Origin of the sequence: Paenirhodobacter hankyongi, from assembly GCF_003664585.1 — a bacterium.
GTDB lineage: Bacteria > Pseudomonadota > Alphaproteobacteria > Rhodobacterales > Rhodobacteraceae > Rhodobacter > Rhodobacter hankyongi.
Map to the genome: position 1 here is coordinate 92,127 of NZ_RCHI01000008.1, position 17,156 is coordinate 109,282.

General features: G+C 71.5%; 20 protein-coding genes and 1 riboswitch. Of the genes, 7 read left to right on the forward strand and 13 right to left on the reverse strand.

Going from position 1 to position 17,156, the window contains the following annotated elements; all coding sequences use genetic code 11:
* Positions 1 to 97: 97 nt before the first annotated feature.
* From rplS to DYS74_RS10455, 3 genes are all read left to right on the forward strand, one after another.
* Positions 98 to 469 carry a 50S ribosomal protein L19 gene (rplS, locus tag DYS74_RS10445; protein WP_113899894.1) on the forward strand — a complete coding sequence of 124 codons (372 nt, stop codon included), beginning with the start codon at positions 98 to 100 and terminating at the stop codon, positions 467 to 469.
* An 11-nt stretch (positions 470 to 480) separates the two neighbouring features.
* The gene (gene rpmE, locus DYS74_RS10450) at positions 481 to 702 is read left to right on the forward strand and encodes a 50S ribosomal protein L31 (protein WP_121533559.1); all 222 of its coding nucleotides are present in this window, start codon (positions 481 to 483) and stop codon (positions 700 to 702) included.
* 183 nt (positions 703 to 885) lie between these two features.
* Positions 886 to 1,695 (forward strand): division plane positioning ATPase MipZ, encoded by an 810-nt coding sequence (locus DYS74_RS10455; protein WP_121533561.1) that lies wholly within the window; start codon positions 886 to 888, stop codon positions 1,693 to 1,695.
* A 2-nt stretch (positions 1,696 to 1,697) separates the two neighbouring features.
* On the opposite strand, the gene DYS74_RS18665 is transcribed toward DYS74_RS10455, so the two are convergent.
* From DYS74_RS18665 to DYS74_RS10465, 3 genes are all read right to left on the reverse strand, one after another.
* Positions 1,698 to 1,853 (reverse strand): hypothetical protein, encoded by a 156-nt coding sequence (locus DYS74_RS18665; RefSeq protein WP_183077504.1) that lies wholly within the window; start codon positions 1,851 to 1,853, stop codon positions 1,698 to 1,700.
* Between the two features lie 106 nt (positions 1,854 to 1,959).
* On the reverse strand, positions 1,960 to 2,403 hold the full coding sequence (gene aroQ / locus DYS74_RS10460; protein ID WP_121533563.1) for a type II 3-dehydroquinate dehydratase: 444 nt from the start codon (positions 2,401 to 2,403) through the stop codon (positions 1,960 to 1,962).
* A 74-nt stretch (positions 2,404 to 2,477) separates the two neighbouring features.
* Positions 2,478 to 4,796, reverse strand: a complete 2,319-nt coding sequence (locus tag DYS74_RS10465; RefSeq protein ID WP_121533565.1) for a Tex family protein — start codon at positions 4,794 to 4,796, stop codon at positions 2,478 to 2,480.
* A gap of 119 nt (positions 4,797 to 4,915) precedes the next feature.
* On the opposite strand from DYS74_RS10465, the gene pepT reads away from it, so the two are divergent.
* Both pepT and DYS74_RS10475 read left to right on the forward strand, forming a co-directional pair.
* Positions 4,916 to 6,151: a peptidase T gene (pepT, locus tag DYS74_RS10470; protein WP_121533567.1), complete on the forward strand. Its 1,236-nt coding sequence runs from the start codon at positions 4,916 to 4,918 to the stop codon at positions 6,149 to 6,151.
* An 11-nt stretch (positions 6,152 to 6,162) separates the two neighbouring features.
* Positions 6,163 to 6,861 (forward strand): fumarylacetoacetate hydrolase family protein, encoded by a 699-nt coding sequence (locus DYS74_RS10475; RefSeq protein WP_121533569.1) that lies wholly within the window; start codon positions 6,163 to 6,165, stop codon positions 6,859 to 6,861.
* Between the two features lie 2 nt (positions 6,862 to 6,863).
* Here the strand turns inward: DYS74_RS10475 and DYS74_RS10480 are convergent, their stop codons facing one another.
* Positions 6,864 to 7,868, reverse strand: a complete 1,005-nt coding sequence (locus tag DYS74_RS10480; protein WP_121533571.1) for a YeiH family protein — start codon at positions 7,866 to 7,868, stop codon at positions 6,864 to 6,866.
* A gap of 100 nt (positions 7,869 to 7,968) precedes the next feature.
* Here DYS74_RS10480 and DYS74_RS10485 point away from each other — a divergent pair, with 100 nt between their 5' ends.
* Positions 7,969 to 8,829: a LysR substrate-binding domain-containing protein gene (locus DYS74_RS10485; protein ID WP_121533573.1), complete on the forward strand. Its 861-nt coding sequence runs from the start codon at positions 7,969 to 7,971 to the stop codon at positions 8,827 to 8,829.
* On the opposite strand, the gene cobF is transcribed toward DYS74_RS10485, so the two are convergent.
* From cobF to cbiE, 7 genes are all read right to left on the reverse strand, one after another.
* Positions 8,826 to 9,578: a precorrin-6A synthase (deacetylating) gene (gene cobF, locus DYS74_RS10490; protein WP_121533575.1), complete on the reverse strand. Its 753-nt coding sequence runs from the start codon at positions 9,576 to 9,578 to the stop codon at positions 8,826 to 8,828. The two genes, DYS74_RS10485 and cobF, sit on opposite strands and share 4 nt — an antisense overlap.
* Positions 9,579 to 9,623: 45 nt before the next feature.
* Entirely contained in the window at positions 9,624 to 10,289 is a 666-nt protein-coding gene (locus DYS74_RS10495; RefSeq protein WP_121533577.1) for an energy-coupling factor ABC transporter permease, read from the reverse strand.
* 30 nt (positions 10,290 to 10,319) lie between these two features.
* Positions 10,320 to 10,535: riboswitch (cobalamin riboswitch) on the reverse strand.
* 19 nt (positions 10,536 to 10,554) lie between these two features.
* A complete protein-coding gene (gene cobA / locus DYS74_RS10500) occupies positions 10,555 to 11,304 on the reverse strand; it encodes a uroporphyrinogen-III C-methyltransferase (RefSeq protein WP_121533579.1) in 750 nt (249 codons plus the stop codon).
* The gene (locus tag DYS74_RS10505) at positions 11,301 to 12,623 is read right to left on the reverse strand and encodes a cobyrinate a,c-diamide synthase (protein WP_121533581.1); all 1,323 of its coding nucleotides are present in this window, start codon (positions 12,621 to 12,623) and stop codon (positions 11,301 to 11,303) included. The genes cobA and DYS74_RS10505 overlap by 4 nt, the downstream gene beginning before the upstream one ends.
* 20 nt (positions 12,624 to 12,643) lie before the next feature.
* A complete protein-coding gene (cobM, locus tag DYS74_RS10510) occupies positions 12,644 to 13,426 on the reverse strand; it encodes a precorrin-4 C(11)-methyltransferase (RefSeq protein WP_121533583.1) in 783 nt (260 codons plus the stop codon).
* Entirely contained in the window at positions 13,423 to 13,770 is a 348-nt protein-coding gene (locus DYS74_RS10515) for a cobalamin biosynthesis protein (RefSeq protein WP_121533585.1), read from the reverse strand. The genes cobM and DYS74_RS10515 overlap by 4 nt, the downstream gene beginning before the upstream one ends.
* On the reverse strand, positions 13,767 to 14,957 hold the full coding sequence (gene cbiE / locus DYS74_RS10520; protein ID WP_121533587.1) for a precorrin-6y C5,15-methyltransferase (decarboxylating) subunit CbiE: 1,191 nt from the start codon (positions 14,955 to 14,957) through the stop codon (positions 13,767 to 13,769). Before cbiE ends, DYS74_RS10515 begins: the two co-directional genes overlap by 4 nt.
* Between cbiE and DYS74_RS10525 the strand changes: the two genes are divergently transcribed.
* Positions 14,956 to 15,711 carry a cobalt-precorrin-6A reductase gene (locus DYS74_RS10525; protein WP_121533589.1) on the forward strand — a complete coding sequence of 252 codons (756 nt, stop codon included), beginning with the start codon at positions 14,956 to 14,958 and terminating at the stop codon, positions 15,709 to 15,711. The two genes, cbiE and DYS74_RS10525, sit on opposite strands and share 2 nt — an antisense overlap.
* Here DYS74_RS10525 and cobJ read toward each other — a convergent pair.
* Together cobJ and DYS74_RS10535 are read right to left on the reverse strand one after the other, a co-directional pair.
* The gene (gene cobJ / locus DYS74_RS10530; protein WP_121533591.1) at positions 15,684 to 16,421 is read right to left on the reverse strand and encodes a precorrin-3B C(17)-methyltransferase; all 738 of its coding nucleotides are present in this window, start codon (positions 16,419 to 16,421) and stop codon (positions 15,684 to 15,686) included. The genes DYS74_RS10525 and cobJ overlap by 28 nt on opposite strands.
* Positions 16,418 to 17,155 carry a precorrin-2 C(20)-methyltransferase gene (locus DYS74_RS10535; RefSeq protein ID WP_121533593.1) on the reverse strand — a complete coding sequence of 246 codons (738 nt, stop codon included), beginning with the start codon at positions 17,153 to 17,155 and terminating at the stop codon, positions 16,418 to 16,420. The genes cobJ and DYS74_RS10535 overlap by 4 nt, the downstream gene beginning before the upstream one ends.
* Position 17,156: the final 1 nt, after the last annotated feature.

Consider the following 17,156-nt stretch of genomic DNA (forward strand, 5'->3'; position numbering starts at 1 on the left):
CGGGCGCGCCTTTCCAAAGGCCCGGACCCGATCGAAGACCGGAGCTCTCGGGCGCGACATCTTTGCGGGATTACCGCAAGCAATGAAAGGACATGCGATGAACCTGATCGCGCAACTCGAGGCGGAACAGATCGCCGCCCTCGGCAAGACCATTCCGGATTTCAAGGCCGGCGACACCGTTCGCGTCGGCTTCAAGGTGACCGAAGGCACCCGCACCCGCGTGCAGATGTACGAAGGCGTCTGCATCGCGCGCAAGGGCGGTTCGACCCTTGCTGCCTCGTTCACCGTGCGCAAGATCTCCTTCGGCGAAGGCGTCGAGCGCGTGTTCCCGCTCTATTCGACCAACATCGACTCGATCGAGGTCGTCCGTCGCGGCCGCGTGCGTCGTGCGAAGCTCTACTACCTGCGTGACCGTCGCGGCAAATCGGCCCGTATCGCCGAAGACACCACCTACAAAGCCAAGGCCTGAGGAGCGGACCGATGAAAGCCGAAATCCATCCCGAATACCACTTCATCACCGTCAAGATGACCGACGGCACCGAGTATCAGACCCGGTCGACCTGGGGCAAGGAAGGCGAAGTCATGTCGCTCGACATCGACCCGACCTCGCACCCGGCCTGGACCGGCGGCAACGCCCGTCTGATGGACACCGGTGGCCGCGTGTCGAAGTTCAAGAACAAGTACGCCGGCCTGGGCTTCTGAGCCCCGCCGCCGCGGAAACCGGAAAGGGCGCCCCTCGGGCGCCCTTTTTCATGGCCTGTGCCGGGCAGCGGCGCCACGGCCCGGCACATTCGCCAACATCCCCTTGCGCCAGGGCGGAACCTTGGTTAGCCCGATTCTGACCATCAGCGCCCTGCCAGGCGCGTCAGAACCCGGGGGAAGAACGTGGCGCATATCATTGTGACCGGAAACGAGAAGGGCGGTTCCGGCAAGTCGACCACCTGCATGCATGTCGCCACGGCGCTGTGCCGGATGGGGCACCGGGTCGGGGCGCTCGATCTCGACATCCGCCAGCGCAGCTTCGGCCGCTATGTCGAGAACCGCCGCGCCTTCCTCGCCCGCGAGGGGCTCGATCTGCCCACCCCCGATTACCGCGAGCTGCCCGACATCGAGTCCGAAAGCCTCGCCCCCGGCGAGAACCCCTATGACCACCGCCTGTCGGCCGCGGTGGCCGAGCTGGAAGCCGAGTGCGATTTCATCCTGATCGACTGCCCCGGCTCGCACACCCGGCTGAGCCAGGTGGCGCATTCGCTTGCCGACACGCTGATCACGCCGCTCAACGACAGTTTCATCGACTTCGACCTTCTGGCGCGGATCGACCCCGAGACCTCGAAGGTCCAAGGCCCCTCGATCTATTCGGAAATGGTCTGGTCGGCGCGGCAGCTGCGCGCCCGCGCCGGGCTGAAGCCGATCGACTGGATCGTGCTGCGCAACCGCGTCGGCGCGCAGCAGATGCACAACAAGCGCAAGGTGGGTGCGGCGCTCGAACAGCTGTCGAAGCGTATCGGCTTCCGCGTGGCACCGGGCTTTTCCGAGCGCGTGATCTTCCGCGAGCTGTTCCCGCGCGGGCTCACGCTGCTGGATCTGCGTGACCTCGGGGTCGAGAACCTGAACATCTCGAACGTGGCGGCGCGGCAGGAACTGCGCGAGCTGATGAAGGAGCTGCGGCTGCCCGGGGTCGAGGTCGACTTCTGAGCTCAGGCCGAAAGCCGACCCGGACGGAAGGGCGTGACCGGAGCGTGATGGATGAGCTTGCGGTGGCTCTGTCGGCCAAGCGCGGACAGCCGCGCCTCGAGGATCGCGTCCCCCTCTTCCTCGCGGAAGAGACCAAAGAGTTTCAGCAGGCTGCGCATCGTCGTCCTCCAGCCATCCCGGGTGTTCAGGGGCCAGACTCGGCCGTGATTGCGGCCGAATCTTGACCCGCTGACGGAGATCCGGAGGCTTTCGCGGCGAGCGGGCTCAGCCCCGGCCGAGCAGCGTGCAGATCCGGCGCGTGGCCAGCGCATAGCCCTCGATGCCGAGCCCTGCGATCACCCCATCGGCGCGCAGCGAGACATAGGAGTGATGGCGGAAGGCCTCGCGCTTGTGCACGTTCGAGATATGCACCTCGATCACCGGCCCCTCATAGGCGTTCAGCGCGTCGAGCAGCGCGACCGAGGTATGGGTCCAGGCGGCCGGGTTGATGACGATGCCCGCCGCGGCATGGCGCGCCTCGTGCACCCAGTCGATCATCTCGCCCTCGTGGTTGGTCTGGCGCAGCACCACCTTCAGCCCGCGTGCCCCCACTTCGGCGGCGCACAGCGCCTCGACGTCGGCGAGCGTCTCGTGGCCATAGATCTGCGGCTCGCGCTGGCCGAGCAGGTTCAGGTTCGGCCCGTTCAGGATGAAGATCGTGTCGCTCATGCTTGCCTCCGTGGCCGTGCGCCGGCCCTGTCCCCTTCTGCGCCGGGACAGGGCCGCTTGCCAAGCCCTGCCGTTCAGCGCCGCTTCATCGCGTCCAGAAGCGCCGCCCCGAAAGCCCCGGTCCCGGCGCCGGAAGTGCCCTTCGGTGCGGCACTCATCGGTCCTTTCGGGCCCCGCCCCTTCGGCGCGCCCTGCGGCCCGCGCGCGGCGCGTTCCTCGCTGGCCGAGGCACCGCCGTCCTTGCGCATGGTCAGCCCGATGCGCTTGCGCGCCACGTCGACCTCGGTCACCCGCACCCGCACCACGTCGCCCGCCTTCACCACCTCATGCGGGTCCTTCACGAAACGGTCGGCGAGCTGGCTGATGTGAACGAGCCCGTCCTGATGCACGCCGATGTCGACGAAGGCGCCGAAGGCCGCGACATTGGTCACCGTGCCCTCGAGCTGCATCCCCGGCTTCAGGTCCTTGATGTCCTCGACACCGTCGGCAAAGGTCGCGGTGACGAAGCTCGGCCGCGGGTCGCGGCCGGGTTTCTCCAGCTCGCTCAGGATGTCGCGCACCGTGGGCAGGCCAAAGCTCGCATCGACGAAATCGGCCGCGTTCAGCCGCTTCAGCGCGGCGCTGTCGCCCATCAGGGCGCGGATGTCGCGGCCGCAGGCCTTCACGATCCGGCGCGCCACGTCATAGGCCTCGGGGTGCACCGCCGAGGCGTCAAGCGGCTCGTCGCCCTCGCGGATGCGCAGGAAGCCCGCGCATTGCTCGAAGGCGCGCGGGCCAAGGCGGCTGACCTTCAGCAGTTCCTTGCGCGAGCGGAAGGCGCCGTTCACGTCGCGATGCGCCACGATCGCCTCGGCCAGCCCCGGCCCGAGGCCCGAGACATGGGCCAGCAGCGGCGCCGAGGCGGTGTTCAGATCGACGCCCACGGCGTTCACCGCATCCTCGACCACGCCTTCGAGCGCGCGGCCCAGCTTCGACTGGTCGACGTCGTGCTGATATTGCCCGACGCCGATCGACTTCGGCTCGATCTTCACCAGTTCGGCGAGCGGGTCCTGCAACCGCCGCGCGATCGAGACCGCGCCGCGCAGGCTGACATCGAGCCCGGGGAATTCGCGCGCCGCCAGTTCCGAGGCGGAATAGACCGAGGCGCCGGCCTCGGACACCACCACCTTCACCGGCGCCTTCACGCTCGCAGGCAGCAGCTTCAGCGTGTCGGCGACCAGCCGCTCGGTCTCGCGGCTGGCGGTGCCATTGCCGATCGCGATCAGCGCGACCCCATGTGCCGTGATCAGCCGCAGGATCGCCGCCTGCGCGCCGCGCACGTCGTTCTTCGGCTGGAACGGATAGAGCGTGTCGGTGGCGACAAGCTTGCCCGTCGCGTCGACCACCGCCGCCTTGACCCCGGTGCGGATGCCCGGGTCAAGACCGAGCGTCGCCTTCGACCCCGCCGGCGCCGCCAGCAGCAGATCCTTGAGGTTGCGCGAGAAGACGGCGATCGCCTCTTCCTGCGCCCGGCCGCGCATCTCGGCGGTCAGATCGAGCATCATCGACAGCGACAGCTTCACCCGCCAGGTCCAGCCCGCCACCGTGCGCAGCCAGACATCGCCCGGCGCCTGCGTGCGCGCATCGAGCACCGCGCCGACCATCGCCACGGCACGCTCGGCGCCGGCCTCGTCGGGCCCGATGTCGAGCGTCACCACCCCCTCGTTCGAGGCGCGCAGCAGCGCGAGAGCGCGGTGGCTCGGGATCGTCGCCCAGTCCTCGGCATGGTCGAAATAGTCCGAGAATTTCGCGCCCTTCTCCTCCTGCCCGGCGACGACCTTCGCCGTCACTTTCGCTTCGCGCGACAGGAAGGCGCGCAGCTCGCCCAGAAGGGTCGCGTTCTCGACCAGCCCCTCGGCGACGATCTCGCGCGCGCCGGTCAGCGCGTCCTTCACCGTCGGCACCGCCGCGCTCACGAAGCCCTGCGCCAGCGCCTCGGGATCGGCACGGCGGTCGGCAAGGATCCCCTCGGCGAGCGGCGCAAGCCCGTTTTCGCGCGCGATCATCGCCTTGGTGCGGCGCTTCGGCTTGTAGGGCAGATAGATGTCCTCGAGCTCGGCCTTGGTGCCGGCACCGGCCAGCGCGCGGGCCAGATCGTCGGTCATCTTGCCCTGCTCGGTGATGCTCGACACGATGGCGGCGCGGCGGGCCTCCATCTCGCGCAGATAGATCAGCCGGTCGGCCAGCTTGCGCAGCTGCGTGTCGTCGAGCCCGCCGGTCACTTCCTTGCGATAGCGGGCGACGAAGGGCACCGTCGCGCCACCGTCCAGAAGCTCCGTCGCGGCGCGCACCTGCTCGGGGCGGGCGTCGATTTCGGCTGCGATGGTGCGGGCGATGCGGGCGGCTGTGTCCATGCTCTCCTCCGGGGTTTGGAGCGCCTTTCTAGCCCCGCCCCCGGCCGCCGCCAAGGGCGGGTTTGGCTTGACAGCGGCGCGCCGCCGGGTCCTGATCCGGGCCGAAAAGGAGATCCGCGATGACCCAGTTCGAGCGCGATGTGGAAGAGCGGCTGGTCCGCTATGCCTCGGTCGACACGCAAAGCGACGAAGCGTCGGCGACGCAGCCGAGCACGGCGATCCAGCTCGATCTGGCCCGGATGCTGGCCGGCGAGCTGACCGCGATCGGTGCGGCCGAGGTGACGGTGACCGAGTATGGCGCGGTGCTGGCGACGGTGCCGGCGACGGCCGAAGGGCCGGTGATCGGACTTCTGGCGCATATGGACACCGCGCCGGCCTATCACGCGACCGGGGTGAAACCGCGGGTGATCCGCGGCTATGCCGGCGGGCCGATCACCTTCCCCGACGCCCCCGATCTGGTGCTGAGCCCCGAGACCGCGCCCTATCTGGCCACCAAGATCGGCGATGACATCATCACCGCCTCGGGCCTCACGCTCCTTGGCGCCGACGACAAGGCCGGGGTGAGCGTGGTGATGACGCTCGCCGCGCATCTGCTCGCCCATCCCGAGATCGCGCATCCGAAGCTGCGCCTCGCCTTCACCCCGGACGAAGAGATCGGCCGCGGCGTCGATCCGCGCCTGCCCGCCGATCTGGGCGTCGATTTCGCCTATACGCTCGACGGCGGCGCGCTTGGCGAGGTCGAGCACGAGACCTTCTCGGCCGATGGCGCCAAGGTGAAGATCACCGGCGTCTCGACCCATACCGGCACGGCGCAGGGCAAGATGGTGAACGCGCTGCATCTGGCGGCAAAGCTGATCGAGCTCTTGCCGCAGGCGACCCAGACCCCCGAGGTGACCGGCGGGCGCGACGGCTTCTGGCACGTCTATGCGCTCACCGGCACCGCGGCCGAGGCCGAGCTGAGCATCATCTTGCGCGACTTCGAGCTGGATGGCCTCGCCGCCCGGGGCGAGCTGCTGCGCACCGCCTGCGCCGCCATCGCCGCGACCGAGCCGCGCGCGAAAATCACCTGCGAGATCCGCCCGCAATATCGCAACATGCGCTATTGGCTGGAAAAGGACATGACGCCGGTGACGCTCGCCCATGCCGCCTGCCGCGCCGAGGGGATCGAGCCCGTCGCCCGCGCCATCCGCGGCGGCACCGACGGCTCGCGCCTGACCGAGATGGGCGTGCCCTGCCCCAATCTCTTCACCGGCATGCAGGAGATCCACGGGCCGCTCGAATGGATCTCGGTGCAGGACATGGCGGCGGCGGTGCGGGTCTGCCTGCGGCTCGTGTCACTGGCGGCACAGGCATGAAGGAGACAGACATGACCGATCTTCTGTTCGAGGCCCCGGCCCTGCCGACCCTGCCGGTGGCGAGCAATGCGGCCCGCTATCCGGTGCGGCGCATCTTCTGCGTCGGCCGCAACTATGCCGAACACGCGAAGGAAATGGGGGCCGAGGTCGACCGCGAGTCGCCCGTCTATTTCACCAAATCGGCCTTCGCGCTGGCGGCGTCGGGCAGCGCGCTGCCCTATCCGCCGGGCACGCAGGATCTGCACCACGAGGTCGAGCTGACCGTGGCGCTTGGCGCGCCGCTCTTCCGCGCGAGCGAGGCCGAGGCGGCGGCGGCGGTCTTCGGCTATGCCGTCGGGCTCGACATGACGCGGCGCGATCTGCAGGCGGCGGCGAAGGCGAAGCGCCATCCCTGGGATACCGGCAAGGATTTCGAGGGCTCGGCCATCGTCGCCGAGATCACCCCCGCCGCCACCTTCGGTGCGCTGGCGGATCAGGCGATCGCGCTCACCGTGAACGGCGCGCCGCGGCAGGGCTCGGGTCTGGGCGAGATGATCTGGTCGGTGCCGGCGCTGCTCGCGCATCTGTCGACGCTCTACCACCTCGGGCCGGGCGATCTGGTGATGACCGGCACACCCTCGGGCGTGGGGGCGGTCGGGCCGGGCGATGTGCTCGAGGGCACGATCGCCGGGCTGGCCCCGGTGCGGCTGACGATCACCGCGCCGGAGTAAGCTCAGGCCACCAGCTGCACCAGCGCGAAGGCGAGGCCCGAGATGAAGACCGCCGCCAGCGCGCCAAGCGCCAGCGGCCGCAGCCCGCGCGCCTTCAGCCGGCGGATATCGGTTTCAAGCCCCATCGCCGCCAGCGCCACGGTGAGCAGGAAGGCAGTGCCCCTGGCGATCGCCGCATGCAGCGCAGGCGCCGGCGGCAGCACGGTGTTCAGCAGCACCACCGCGATGAAGCCGAAGACGAACCACGGCAGCGGCGGCCGCGCCGCGCCCTCGGCCCGCTCGCGCCGCAGCGCGCCCAGCGTCAGGATCAGGGGCGCAAGCAGCATCACCCGACTGAGCTTGGCGATGGTGCCGAAATGCCCCGCCTCCTCGCCGCGGGCAAAGGCCGCCCCCACCACCTGCGCCACCTCGTGGATCGAGGCGCCGGTCCACAGCCCATAGGCGCGCGGGCCAAGGTCGATCGCCGCGGCCAGCATCGGCGCGCCCAGCATGGCGAGCGTGCCGAAGACGGTGACACAGGCGATGGCATAGGCGACATCCTCGTCATCGGCATTCGTCACCGTGTTCACCGCGATCACCGCCGAGGCGCCGCAGATCGAGCTGCCGGCGGCGATCAGCTCGGCCAGCGGCGCGGGCACGCCCAGCAGCCGGCCGAGCAGCTTCGTCACGGTGAAGGTCGCGACCAGCGTCACCGCGATCACCGCAAGGCCGGAAACCCCGACCGAGGCCGCCTGCGTCAGCGTCAGCTGGAACCCCAGCAGCACCACCCCCGCGCGCAGCACACGCTTGAGCGAGAAGGCGATGCCCGGTTGCAGCACGGCGATGGTGCCGAAGGTATTGCGCCAGACGACCCCCAGGATCAGCGCGAGGACAAGCGGGCTGAGCGCGGCGATGCCCAGCACCGCCTGCCCCGCCATCGCGAGCAGCGCAAGGGCAAGGCAGAGCGCAAGGCCGGGGGCGACAAGGCGCAAGGGCAGCGCCGGGCGGGGAAGAACGACAGAGGTCATGGCAGAAACTTTCGCTGGATGCCCCCTCATCGCCCGACGCATTCAACAATTCCAATTCATAATTCTGGTAGAATCGTTCGTTTCTACTTATCAATCTCGCATGACGCCCGAACAGCTCCGCATCTTCCTCGCTGTCGCCGACCGCGCCCATGTCACCCGCGCGGCCGAGGCGCTTGGCCTGACGCAATCGGCGGTCTCGGCGGCGCTGGCCACACTCGAACGCGCCCATGACGTGCAGCTTTTCGACCGGATCGGCCGGCGCATCGTGCTGACCGCCGAGGGCGCGGCCTTCGTGCCCGAGGCGCGGGCGGCACTCGACCGGCTGGAAACGGCGCAGGCGGTGCTCGATGATCTCGGCGCGCGGCCGCAGGGCGTGCTGCGGATCTGGGCGAGCCAGACGGTGGCAAGCTATTGGCTGCCGGCGCTGCTGGTGCGGTTCCGCGCCACGCATCCGCAGGTGCGGCTGCGGCTCGATGTCGGCAACACCGCGCAGGTGGCGGGGGCGGTGCGCGCCGGGGCCGCCGATCTCGGCTTTGTCGAGGGGGCGGTGAGCGACGGCGCGCTGCGCGCCCGCGCGGTGGCGCGCGACCGGCTGGTGCTGGTGGGGCCAGCGGGGCAGCCGCTGCCCGCGGGCGCGGCGCTGGCGCAGGCCCGCTGGATCCTGCGCGAGGAGGGCTCGGGCACGCGCTCGGTCGCCCTTGCCGCGCTCGACCGGCTGGGCCTCGACACGGCGGCGCTCGAGGTGGTTCTCGAACTGCCCTCGAACGAGGCGGTGCTGGCCGCGGTGGCGGCGGGCGGCGGGATCTCGGCGCTGTCCGAGCGGGTCGCGGAACATGCCACGGCCTCGGGCGCGGTGACGCTTGCCCCCCTGCCCGGCGCCGAACGGCCGTTCACCGCGCTGAGCCACCCCGAACGCCACCGCACCCGGGCGATGGCCGCATTCCTTGAGCTTGCGGGTTAACTGCGCCGCAGCAGGTAGATGTCCATGATCCAGCCATGCGCGGCGCGTGCGGCGGCGCGGGTGGCAAGGATCTCGGGCCCGGCCTCGGCCAGGGGGCCCGCGTGCAGCACCTCTTCGGCCATGCCGACGAAGGCGCCCCACCAGATCGTCACCCCTTCGGGCGCAAGCGTGCTGAAGGCGCAACCGCCGTCGAGCATCACCACAACCGTGTCGGCGCCCCCGGGCCAGCCGTCGTCGCGCAGCCGCCGCCCGGTGGTGATCACGACCGGCGCGCCGATCTCGTTGAGCGGGATCGCATGAGCGGCGCAGAGCGCCTGCACCGCGGTGATGCCGGGAATGACGCGGGTCGTCACCGGCAGCACGCGGGCCAGCCGCGCCGCGATGCGCAGCGTCGAATCGTAAAGCGAGGGGTCGCCCCAGACCAGGAGCGCCACCCGCCCCCCGGTGCCGATCTGCGTGCGGATCTCGCGCTCCCAGGCGGCGGCGATGGCGTCGTGCCAGTCGTCCACCCCTTGCCGGTAGGAGGGATTTTCCGCCTCGCGCACCGGCAGGGCGAAGTCGACGACGCGCGGGCCGGGGCTGCGCAGATGGGTTTCGCACAGCGCGCGGCGCAGCCCCGCAAGGTCCGACTTCTCGGCGCCCTTGAGCGGGATCAGCACCAGATCGGCCGCGTTCATCGCGTCGATCGCCTGCAGCGTCAGATGCCCGGGGTTGCCGGTGCCGATGCCGATGAGGGTCAGTTCGATCATGCGTGCTGTCTGCGGGCGGCAGGGTGTCCTGCCGCCCGCAGGTCCTCAGGCGTAAAGCCGCGGGGTGACGAGGGCCGAGCCGCGCAGCGCGTTCAGACGCTTCGCCACCGCCAGCACGCCAAGATCGACGAGCGGTTCGACGAGGATCACCGTCATGTAGGCCATGCCGAAGGTCGCCACCTGCGAGACCGCGCCGAAGCCCTGGCCATAGAAGGCCCAGAAGCCGACCCAGGCGACGATGCCGCCCTGATAGGCGGTCGAGAGCGCGAGGGCCTGCGTATAGCGCAGCTCGACATAGGGCGTGCCGGGCGCGATCAGCCGCTTTGCCAGCGCCTGCAGGCCAAAGAGCGGCACCAGCAGCGTGGTCATGTTCATCCCGTATTGCGGCAGGTCGAAGGGCGCGAAGAACAGCCCCTGGACCAGCAGGCCAAGCGCCAGCCCGATCGCCGCCGGCGCCGCGCCGAGGATCAGGAACAGCGTCGAGCCGAGGATCAGGTGGACCTCGGACACGCCCACGGGCATGTGCGGCAGCACCTCGAAGAAGGTGAAGACGAGGGCGGTGGCGATCGCCGAGCGGGCGATCAGCGAAACGGCGCCCTGCGCGCGGATCGCCTCAAAGGCGGTCTTCAGCGTGTAGACGCCCGCAGTGGCAGCGGTGGCATAGCTCAGCAGCAGCTTGGCGCCGGTGACGATACCGGGTTCGATATGCATGTCGGTCTCCTTGCCGTCACACCCGACGGCGGTTGAGGTTGCCTGCTGGCCGGTCTCCTGGCTCGCGGGTCGCAGCACCTCTTCGCCTTCCCGGGGAAACCCCAGTGGCAATGTGAAGGGCGCTCGCCGCATACAGTCGCGGGGGCGGCCGGGGCTTCGGGCGCCGCAACTGGGTCCGCCCTTCCCCGTTCCCGATGAAGCCCGGCGCTTTGCGCGTGATGGGCACCATGCAGGGGTTCAGATAAACGCCAACGGCGCGCCGAGGTCAAGCGCCGCCGGTCTCTCCGGGCGGCAGGCCGAAGGGGGCGAGCGGGCCATAGAAGATCAGCGCCGGATGGTCGGTGCGCGCGCCCGCCAGCACCTCGGCCAGCTCCGCCACGGTCGAGCGCAGGAAGCTCTGCCCCTCCTGCCCCACCGCCTCGGCCAGCATCGCGGGGGTGTCGGCCGGCAGGCCCTGCGCGATCAGCCCGCGGGCGAGGTCCGGGAAGGTGCGCTTGCCCATGAAGACGACGGTGGTCACCCCCGGATCGGCGAGCGCCGCCCAGTTGAGCGTCTCGGGCAGGCCGCCGGTGACGTCGGCGCCGGTGACGAATTGCAGCCGCCGCGCGGTCAGCCGGCGGGTGAGCGGGATGCCCGCATGCGCCGCCGCGGCACAGGCCGAGGGCACGCCCGGCACGATCTCGTAAGGGATTCCGGCGGCCAGAAGCGCGCCGATCTCCTCCTCGAGCCGACCGAAGATACCCGAATCGCCCGACTTCAGCCGCACCACGCGTTTGCCGGCCTGCGCGTGCTCGACCAGGAGCGCGTTGACGTGTTCCTGCTTCGCCGAGGGCCGGCCGGCGCGCTTGCCCACCGCAATCCGCTCGGCCCCCGCCCCCGCATGGTCCAGCACCGGGCCCGAGGCGAGATCGTCGAACAGCACGACATCGGCGCGCTTGAGCCGGTCGACCGCCTTGAGGGTGATCAGCTCGGGATCGCCCGGGCCGGAGGAAACGAAGGAGACGAAGCCGGTCATGCGCTGGCCTTTGCGATCAGGTGGAAGAAGGTGCCGGTGACGCGCCCGCCGCCCGGGGTGAGGCGCAGCGAGCCGGTCTCGGCCACCGCCGCGCCAGTGGCGTCGGTGACGGCGGCAAGCGGCGCGTCGGGCTGCGCGAGGATCGTGGCATAATGGAACTCGTGCCCGCGCAGGCGGGTGCCGGGCGGGGCGACGGGCGTGGGCGCCGCAAGCGTGGCGAGTCGATATCCGAGATGCATCCGGCGTGTCGCGAAAGAGGTTTCGAGCCCGAGGAGCCCGGTCATAGGATAGCGCGCCCCGTCGGCCGCGACGAGCCCCGCGCCAAGCACCATGTAACCGCCGCATTCGCCATGCACCGGGCGGGTTTCGGCAAAGGCGCGCAGCCCGGCGCGGAAGGTCTCGGCGGCAGCCAGCCGCGGCGCGTGCAGCTCGGGATAGCCGCCGGGCAGCCAGCAGGCATCGGCACCCGGGTCGGGCGCCTCGTCGGCGAGCGGCGAGAACGGCACGATCGTCGCCCCGGCCGCGCGCCATTCGGCCAACAGATGCGGATAGACGAAGGAAAACGCCGCGTCGCGGGCCAGCGCGATGCGCCCGCCGGGCGGGGCAAGGCGCGGCACCGGCCCGGCGTCCATCGGCACGGACATGGCCACCGCCTGCATCCGCTCAAGATCGCAGCAGCGCGCGATCACCGTGCCCGCCTCGGCCAGCAGCGCATCGAGTTCCGAGGTCTCCTCGGCCTGCACGAGGCCCAGATGCCGCTCGGGCAGGCGGATGCCCGCGGCGCGCGGCAACACCCCCAGCACCTCGATCGCCACCGCCTCGAGCCCGCGCCGGATCAGCGCCTCGTGCCGCGCCGAGGCGACATTGTTCAGCACCACGCCGGCAAGCCGCACATCGGAACGGTAACGCGCAAAGCCAAGCGCCATCGCCGCAACCGATTGCGCCGCGCCCGAGGCATCGAGCACCAGCACCACCGGCCAGCCGGTCAGCGCCGCGATATCGGCCGAGGCGCCGATCCCCGCCTCGCCCGGCACCGCGACCCCGTCGAACAGGCCCATCGAGCCCTCGGCGATCACCAGCCCCGCGTCATCTGGCGCGGTCAGCGCGGCGATCTGCCCTGCCGTCATCGCCCAGCTGTCGAGATTGACCGAGGCGCGCCCGGCGGCGGCGGCGTGAAAGGCCGGGTCGATGTAATCGGGCCCGCATTTGAACGGCCGCACCGCGACGCCGCGCGCCCGCAGCGCGGCAATCAGGCCGAGCGTCAGCGTGGTCTTGCCGGTGCCCGAGGCGGGCGCGGCGATCAGCAGCCCCCCCGTCATCCGCCTTGTCATCCGCCCCGTCATGCGCCCGTATCCGGGAAGCGCGGCGCCGCGCCGCGCGGGCGGAAACGGCGGTCATAATCGCCGGCGTAAAGACGGCTTTCGCCGAAGTCCTCGGCGCCAAGCGAGCGGCCGACGAGGATCAGCGCGGTGCGCTCGCCCTCGCCCACCGCCGGGTCGAGCGTGCCGAGCGTCGCACGCAGCACCCGCTCGTCGGGCCAGCTTGCGCGCCAGACCACCGCCACCGGGCAATCGGCGCCGTAATGCGGCGTCAGCTCGGCGATCACGCGCGGCAGCACATGCACCGACAGGTGGATCGCCAGCACCGCCCCGGTCGCGGCGAAATTCGCCAGCGTCTCGCCCTCGGGCATCGCCGAGGCGCGCCCCGAGGTCCGGGTCAGCACCACCGATTGCGCGACGCCGGGCAGGGTCAGCTCGGCCCCCAGCGTTGCGGCGGCGGCGGCGAAGGCCGGCACGCCCGGGGTGACGTCATAGGGAATGCCGAGCGCGCGCAGCCGGCGCAGCTGCTCGCCCATCGCCGACCAGACCGACAGATCGCCCGAATGCAGCCGCGCCACGTCCTGCCCGGCGGCATGGGCCGCGGCGATCTCGTCGATGATCGCGTCAAGGCTGAGCGGCGCGGTGTTCACGATCCGCGCACCGGGTGGGCAATGGGCGAGCAGCGCCTCGGGCACCAGGCTGCCAGCATACAGGCAGACCGGCGCGGCGGCGATCAGGTCGCGCCCGCGCAGGGTGATCAGATCGGCGGCGCCGGGACCCGCGCCGATGAAATGGACGGTCATTCGGTCTCTCCTTCGGACAGGGCAAGGGCGACGGTCACGCCGCCCGGACAGATGCGGCGCGGCACGGCAAGGCGGGCGCCCGGGCCCGCGGCGACCAGCGCCGCCGCCTCGGCCACCGATCCGGTGCCATGGGCCGCCAGAATGCGCGGCGCGCGGGTGGGGGTGGGCACGCCCGCGACCTCGACCGCACGCACCGGCAGCCCAAGCGGCACCACCGCCGCCCGCAGCGCCGCGGCCTTCGTGGGCAGCGTCGCCAGCGCATCGAGCCGGCCCAGGGGGGCCAGCGCCGCCGCGATCTCGGCCGCCGTCGCGGCCGCGCGAAAGCCCACGCCCGCGACCCTCATCGGGTCACGCTCCACTGCACCACCGGGCGCGCCGGCGCCCAGCCGCGACCCCGGCCAAGCGGTGCCACCTGCGCGATCTCGATCCGCAGCAGCGTGCCGCCGTGGCGGGCATGAAGCGCGATCAGCAGCGCCTCGGTTTCAAGCGTGACGGCATTGGCGACGATCCGGGTGGCGGGGGCAAGCGCCTCCCACAGCGCCGCGAACAGCGCCTCGGAACCGCCACCACCGACGAAGACGGCATCGGGTGCAGGCAGGCCGGCAAGCGCGGCGGGCGCCTGGCCTTGCACCGCCTGCATCCGTCCGCCAAGGCCGAACTCCGCGATATTCGCGCGGATGTTGTCGAGCCGGTCCGGCCGCGGCTCGATCGTGCAGGCGCGACCGCCGGCCAGGCACCACTCGACCGAGACCGAGCCCGAGCCGCCGCCGATGTCCCACAAGAGTGCGCCGGGTCGGGGGGCAAGGGCTGCAAGGGTCAGCGCCCGCACCGGCGACTTGGTGATCTGCCCGTCATGGGCAAAGGCCGCCTCGGGCAGGCCCGGGCTGCGCGGCAGGCCGGCCCCCGCGGGCAGCGCGGCGCCGTCGAGCGCCACGGCAACGGGGGCCGCGATCTCGTCCAGATCGAAAGCATCGGCGCGGGCGCGGCGCAACCGCTCGGCCGGGCCGCCCAGCCGTTCGAGCACCGTCATCCCGACCGCGCCGAAACCGCCATCGGCGAGCCAGCGCGCGAGATCGGCCACCGCCGCGCCGTCACGCAGCGTGGCGATGACCCGGACGCCGCGGCACAGCACCGGGCGCAGCCGCGCGAAGGGGGCAGCGTGCAGCGCAAGGCAGGTCGTGTCCTCCAGCCGCCAGCCCATCCGGGCGGCTGCCAGCGAGCACACGCCCGCAACCGGGATCGCCCGCCACTCGCCGGGGCCGAGCGCCGCCGCCAGGACCGCCCCCGCCCCCGCCCAGAACGGATCGCCCGAGGCCAGAACCACCGTGCGCCGGCCCCGCTCGGCCAGCACCGGCGCGATGTCGAAGGGCACGGGCCAGGCCCGCGCGCGCGCCCCGGCGCCAACCAGCTCGAGGTGCCGCGGCCCGCCGAAGATCACCTCGGCCGTGGCGAGTGCGGCACGGCTTGCATCCGGCAGCCCGGCAAGGCCATCTTCGCCAAGACCGACGATCAGCAGCCAGGGCTCAGCCATGACGCGCATCCTTCTTCTGGGCGGCACCACCGAGGCGAGCCGCATGGCCGCGGCGCTGGCCGCCTCGGGCCTGCCCGCGCTCTTCTCCTATGCCGGGCGCACCGGGGCGCCGGCGCCGCAGCCGCTGCCCACCCGGATCGGCGGCTTTGGCGGGGTGGCGGGGCTGGTGGCCTTCCTGCGCGCCGAAAACATCGGCGCGGTGATCGACGCCACCCACCCTTTCGCCGCGCAGATGAGCCGCAACGCGATCGCCGCCTGTGCCCAGACCGGCGTGCCGCTCGTCGCGCTGGAACGCGCGCCGTGGCGGGCGGAGCCGGGCGACCGCTGGACCGCCGTGCCCGACATCGCGGCCGCCGTCGCGGCGCTTCCCGAGGCGGGCGCGCGGGTGTTTCTGGCGATCGGCAAGCAGACGCTCGCCCCCTTCGCCGGAAAGCCCGGCAATCACTATCTGCTGCGCCTTGTCGACCCGCCCGAGGGGCTGCTGCCGCTGGCCGATGCCGAGGCGGTGATCGCCCGCGGCCCGTTCAGCACCGAGGGCGACATTGCGTTGCTGCGCGACCACGGCATCACCCATGTCGTCGCGAAGAACGCCGGCGGCGCGGGGGCCGAGGCGAAGCTGATCGCGGCGCGCGCGCTCGGCCTTGGCGTCATCGTGATCGACCGCCCCGCCCTGCCGCCGCGCGAGGTCCGCGCCGAGGTCGCCGGGGTGAGTGAGTGGCTCGCCGCTCACGGCTTCACCCCGCGCGGCGTATAGACCCAGCGACCGACCCGCCGCGTCCCGGAATTGCCGACCAGCACCACGGTGCGCATGTCGGCCATCTCGGACCGCGCCTCGGCCAGCGTCACGGTGCAGAGTGCCTCGTCGGGCGTGCTGACGGCGCGGGCGAAGGTGATCAGCCGGCCGGGCTCGCAGCCCGCGCGCAGGATTTCAAGCACGCGGGCAAAGCCCTCGGGCCGCGCCTTCGAGCGGGGGTTGTAGAAGGCCATGGCGAAATCGCCCGCGATCGCGGCACGCAGCCGACGCTCGATCACCGCGACGGGCTTGAGGTTGTCGCTCAGGTTGATCGCGCAGAAGTCGTGGCCAAGCGGCGCCCCCGCCCGCGCGGCGGCGGCCAGCATCGCGGTGATGCCCGGCAGGATGCGGATGTCGGCGCCCGCATGCTCCGGCGCGGCCTCGAGCGCCTCGAAGAGCGCCGAGGCCATGGCGAAGACCCCGGGATCGCCCGAGGAGACGATCACCACCCGCCGCCCTTCGGCCGCAAGGGTCAGCGCAAGGGCGGCGCGGTCGAGCTCGACCCGGTTGTCGGAGGGGTGGAGCGTCAGCCCCGCCCGCGGCGCGATGCGCGCGACATAGGGGATATAGCCCACGACATCCGTTGCCTCGGCCAGCGCCGCGCTGACCTCGGGCGTCACCAGCGCCTCGGCCCCCGGCCCCAGCCCCGCAACCGCGATCCAGCCGCTCATGCCGCCTCCTCCGCCGCCGGTCGCCGCCCCTGACCATGCACCAGCACGATCGCGAAATAGGGGCAGTCGGCATCGTCGACCTCGCTCAGCCGGGCGATGCGCTCGCCGGGCATGGTGCCGCGTTCGACAAGCCAGGCCGCCTCGAGCCGCCCGGCCTGCGCCAGCGCGCGCCGCACCCGCGGCAGGTTGCGCCCGGTCTTCATGATGACCAGCGCATCGGCACGCGCCATGTGCCCGGCGAGCTCGTCCTCGGGCAGGGTGCCCATCAGCACGGTCAGCACGTCGTCGCCCCAGGTGAAGGGCTCGCCCGTCGCGTTCCAGCAACCGGTCATGCCGGTGATGCCGGGGATCACCTCGATCTCGACCTTGCCGCGCAACCGCACGTAAAGGTGCATGAACGAGCCATAGAAGAACGGGTCGCCCTCGCAGGGGATGACGACATCGCCCGCCTGCGCGAGCGTCACCAGCCGCGCCGCCCAGCTGTCGTAGAAAGCCGCCAGAAGCGCGTTATAGGCGGGGCTGTCGAAGGGGATCTCGGTCGTCACCGGATATTCCATCGGATGCTCGGCGACGCCCGCGGGCAGCAGCCCCTCGACGATGCGCCGCGCCTGGCCCTGCCGGCCCTTCTTGCGGAAATAGGCGATCTGGCGGGCCGTGCGCAGCGCCCGGTCCGCCCGCACCGAGATCAGATCGGGGTCGCCGGGGCCGAGCCCGGCACAGATGATGCGTCCCATG

What these genes read in the sequence shown, in the direction of transcription:
- rplS (WP_113899894.1), top strand. Translation starts at nt 98, where the DNA reads ATGAACCTGATCGCGCAACTCGAGGCGGAACAGATCGCCGCCCTCGGC.
- rpmE (WP_121533559.1), top strand. Translation starts at nt 481, where the DNA reads ATGAAAGCCGAAATCCATCCCGAATACCACTTCATCACCGTCAAGATG.
- DYS74_RS18665 (WP_183077504.1), bottom strand. Translation starts at nt 1,853, where the DNA reads ATGCGCAGCCTGCTGAAACTCTTTGGTCTCTTCCGCGAGGAAGAGGGG.
- aroQ (WP_121533563.1), bottom strand. Translation starts at nt 2,403, where the DNA reads ATGAGCGACACGATCTTCATCCTGAACGGGCCGAACCTGAACCTGCTC.
- DYS74_RS10465 (WP_121533565.1), bottom strand. Translation starts at nt 4,796, where the DNA reads ATGGACACAGCCGCCCGCATCGCCCGCACCATCGCAGCCGAAATCGAC.
- pepT (WP_121533567.1), top strand. Translation starts at nt 4,916, where the DNA reads ATGACCCAGTTCGAGCGCGATGTGGAAGAGCGGCTGGTCCGCTATGCC.
- DYS74_RS10475 (WP_121533569.1), top strand. Translation starts at nt 6,163, where the DNA reads ATGACCGATCTTCTGTTCGAGGCCCCGGCCCTGCCGACCCTGCCGGTG.
- DYS74_RS10480 (WP_121533571.1), bottom strand. Translation starts at nt 7,868, where the DNA reads ATGACCTCTGTCGTTCTTCCCCGCCCGGCGCTGCCCTTGCGCCTTGTC.
- DYS74_RS10485 (WP_121533573.1), top strand. Translation starts at nt 7,969, where the DNA reads ATGACGCCCGAACAGCTCCGCATCTTCCTCGCTGTCGCCGACCGCGCC.
- cobF (WP_121533575.1), bottom strand. Translation starts at nt 9,578, where the DNA reads ATGATCGAACTGACCCTCATCGGCATCGGCACCGGCAACCCCGGGCAT.
- DYS74_RS10495 (WP_121533577.1), bottom strand. Translation starts at nt 10,289, where the DNA reads ATGCATATCGAACCCGGTATCGTCACCGGCGCCAAGCTGCTGCTGAGC.
- cobA (WP_121533579.1), bottom strand. Translation starts at nt 11,304, where the DNA reads ATGACCGGCTTCGTCTCCTTCGTTTCCTCCGGCCCGGGCGATCCCGAG.
- DYS74_RS10505 (WP_121533581.1), bottom strand. Translation starts at nt 12,623, where the DNA reads ATGACGGGGGGGCTGCTGATCGCCGCGCCCGCCTCGGGCACCGGCAAG.
- cobM (WP_121533583.1), bottom strand. Translation starts at nt 13,426, where the DNA reads ATGACCGTCCATTTCATCGGCGCGGGTCCCGGCGCCGCCGATCTGATC.
- DYS74_RS10515 (WP_121533585.1), bottom strand. Translation starts at nt 13,770, where the DNA reads ATGAGGGTCGCGGGCGTGGGCTTTCGCGCGGCCGCGACGGCGGCCGAG.
- DYS74_RS10525 (WP_121533589.1), top strand. Translation starts at nt 14,956, where the DNA reads ATGACGCGCATCCTTCTTCTGGGCGGCACCACCGAGGCGAGCCGCATG.
- cbiE (WP_121533587.1), bottom strand. Translation starts at nt 14,957, where the DNA reads ATGGCTGAGCCCTGGCTGCTGATCGTCGGTCTTGGCGAAGATGGCCTT.
- cobJ (WP_121533591.1), bottom strand. Translation starts at nt 16,421, where the DNA reads ATGAGCGGCTGGATCGCGGTTGCGGGGCTGGGGCCGGGGGCCGAGGCG.
- DYS74_RS10535 (WP_121533593.1), bottom strand. Translation starts at nt 17,155, where the DNA reads ATGGGACGCATCATCTGTGCCGGGCTCGGCCCCGGCGACCCCGATCTG.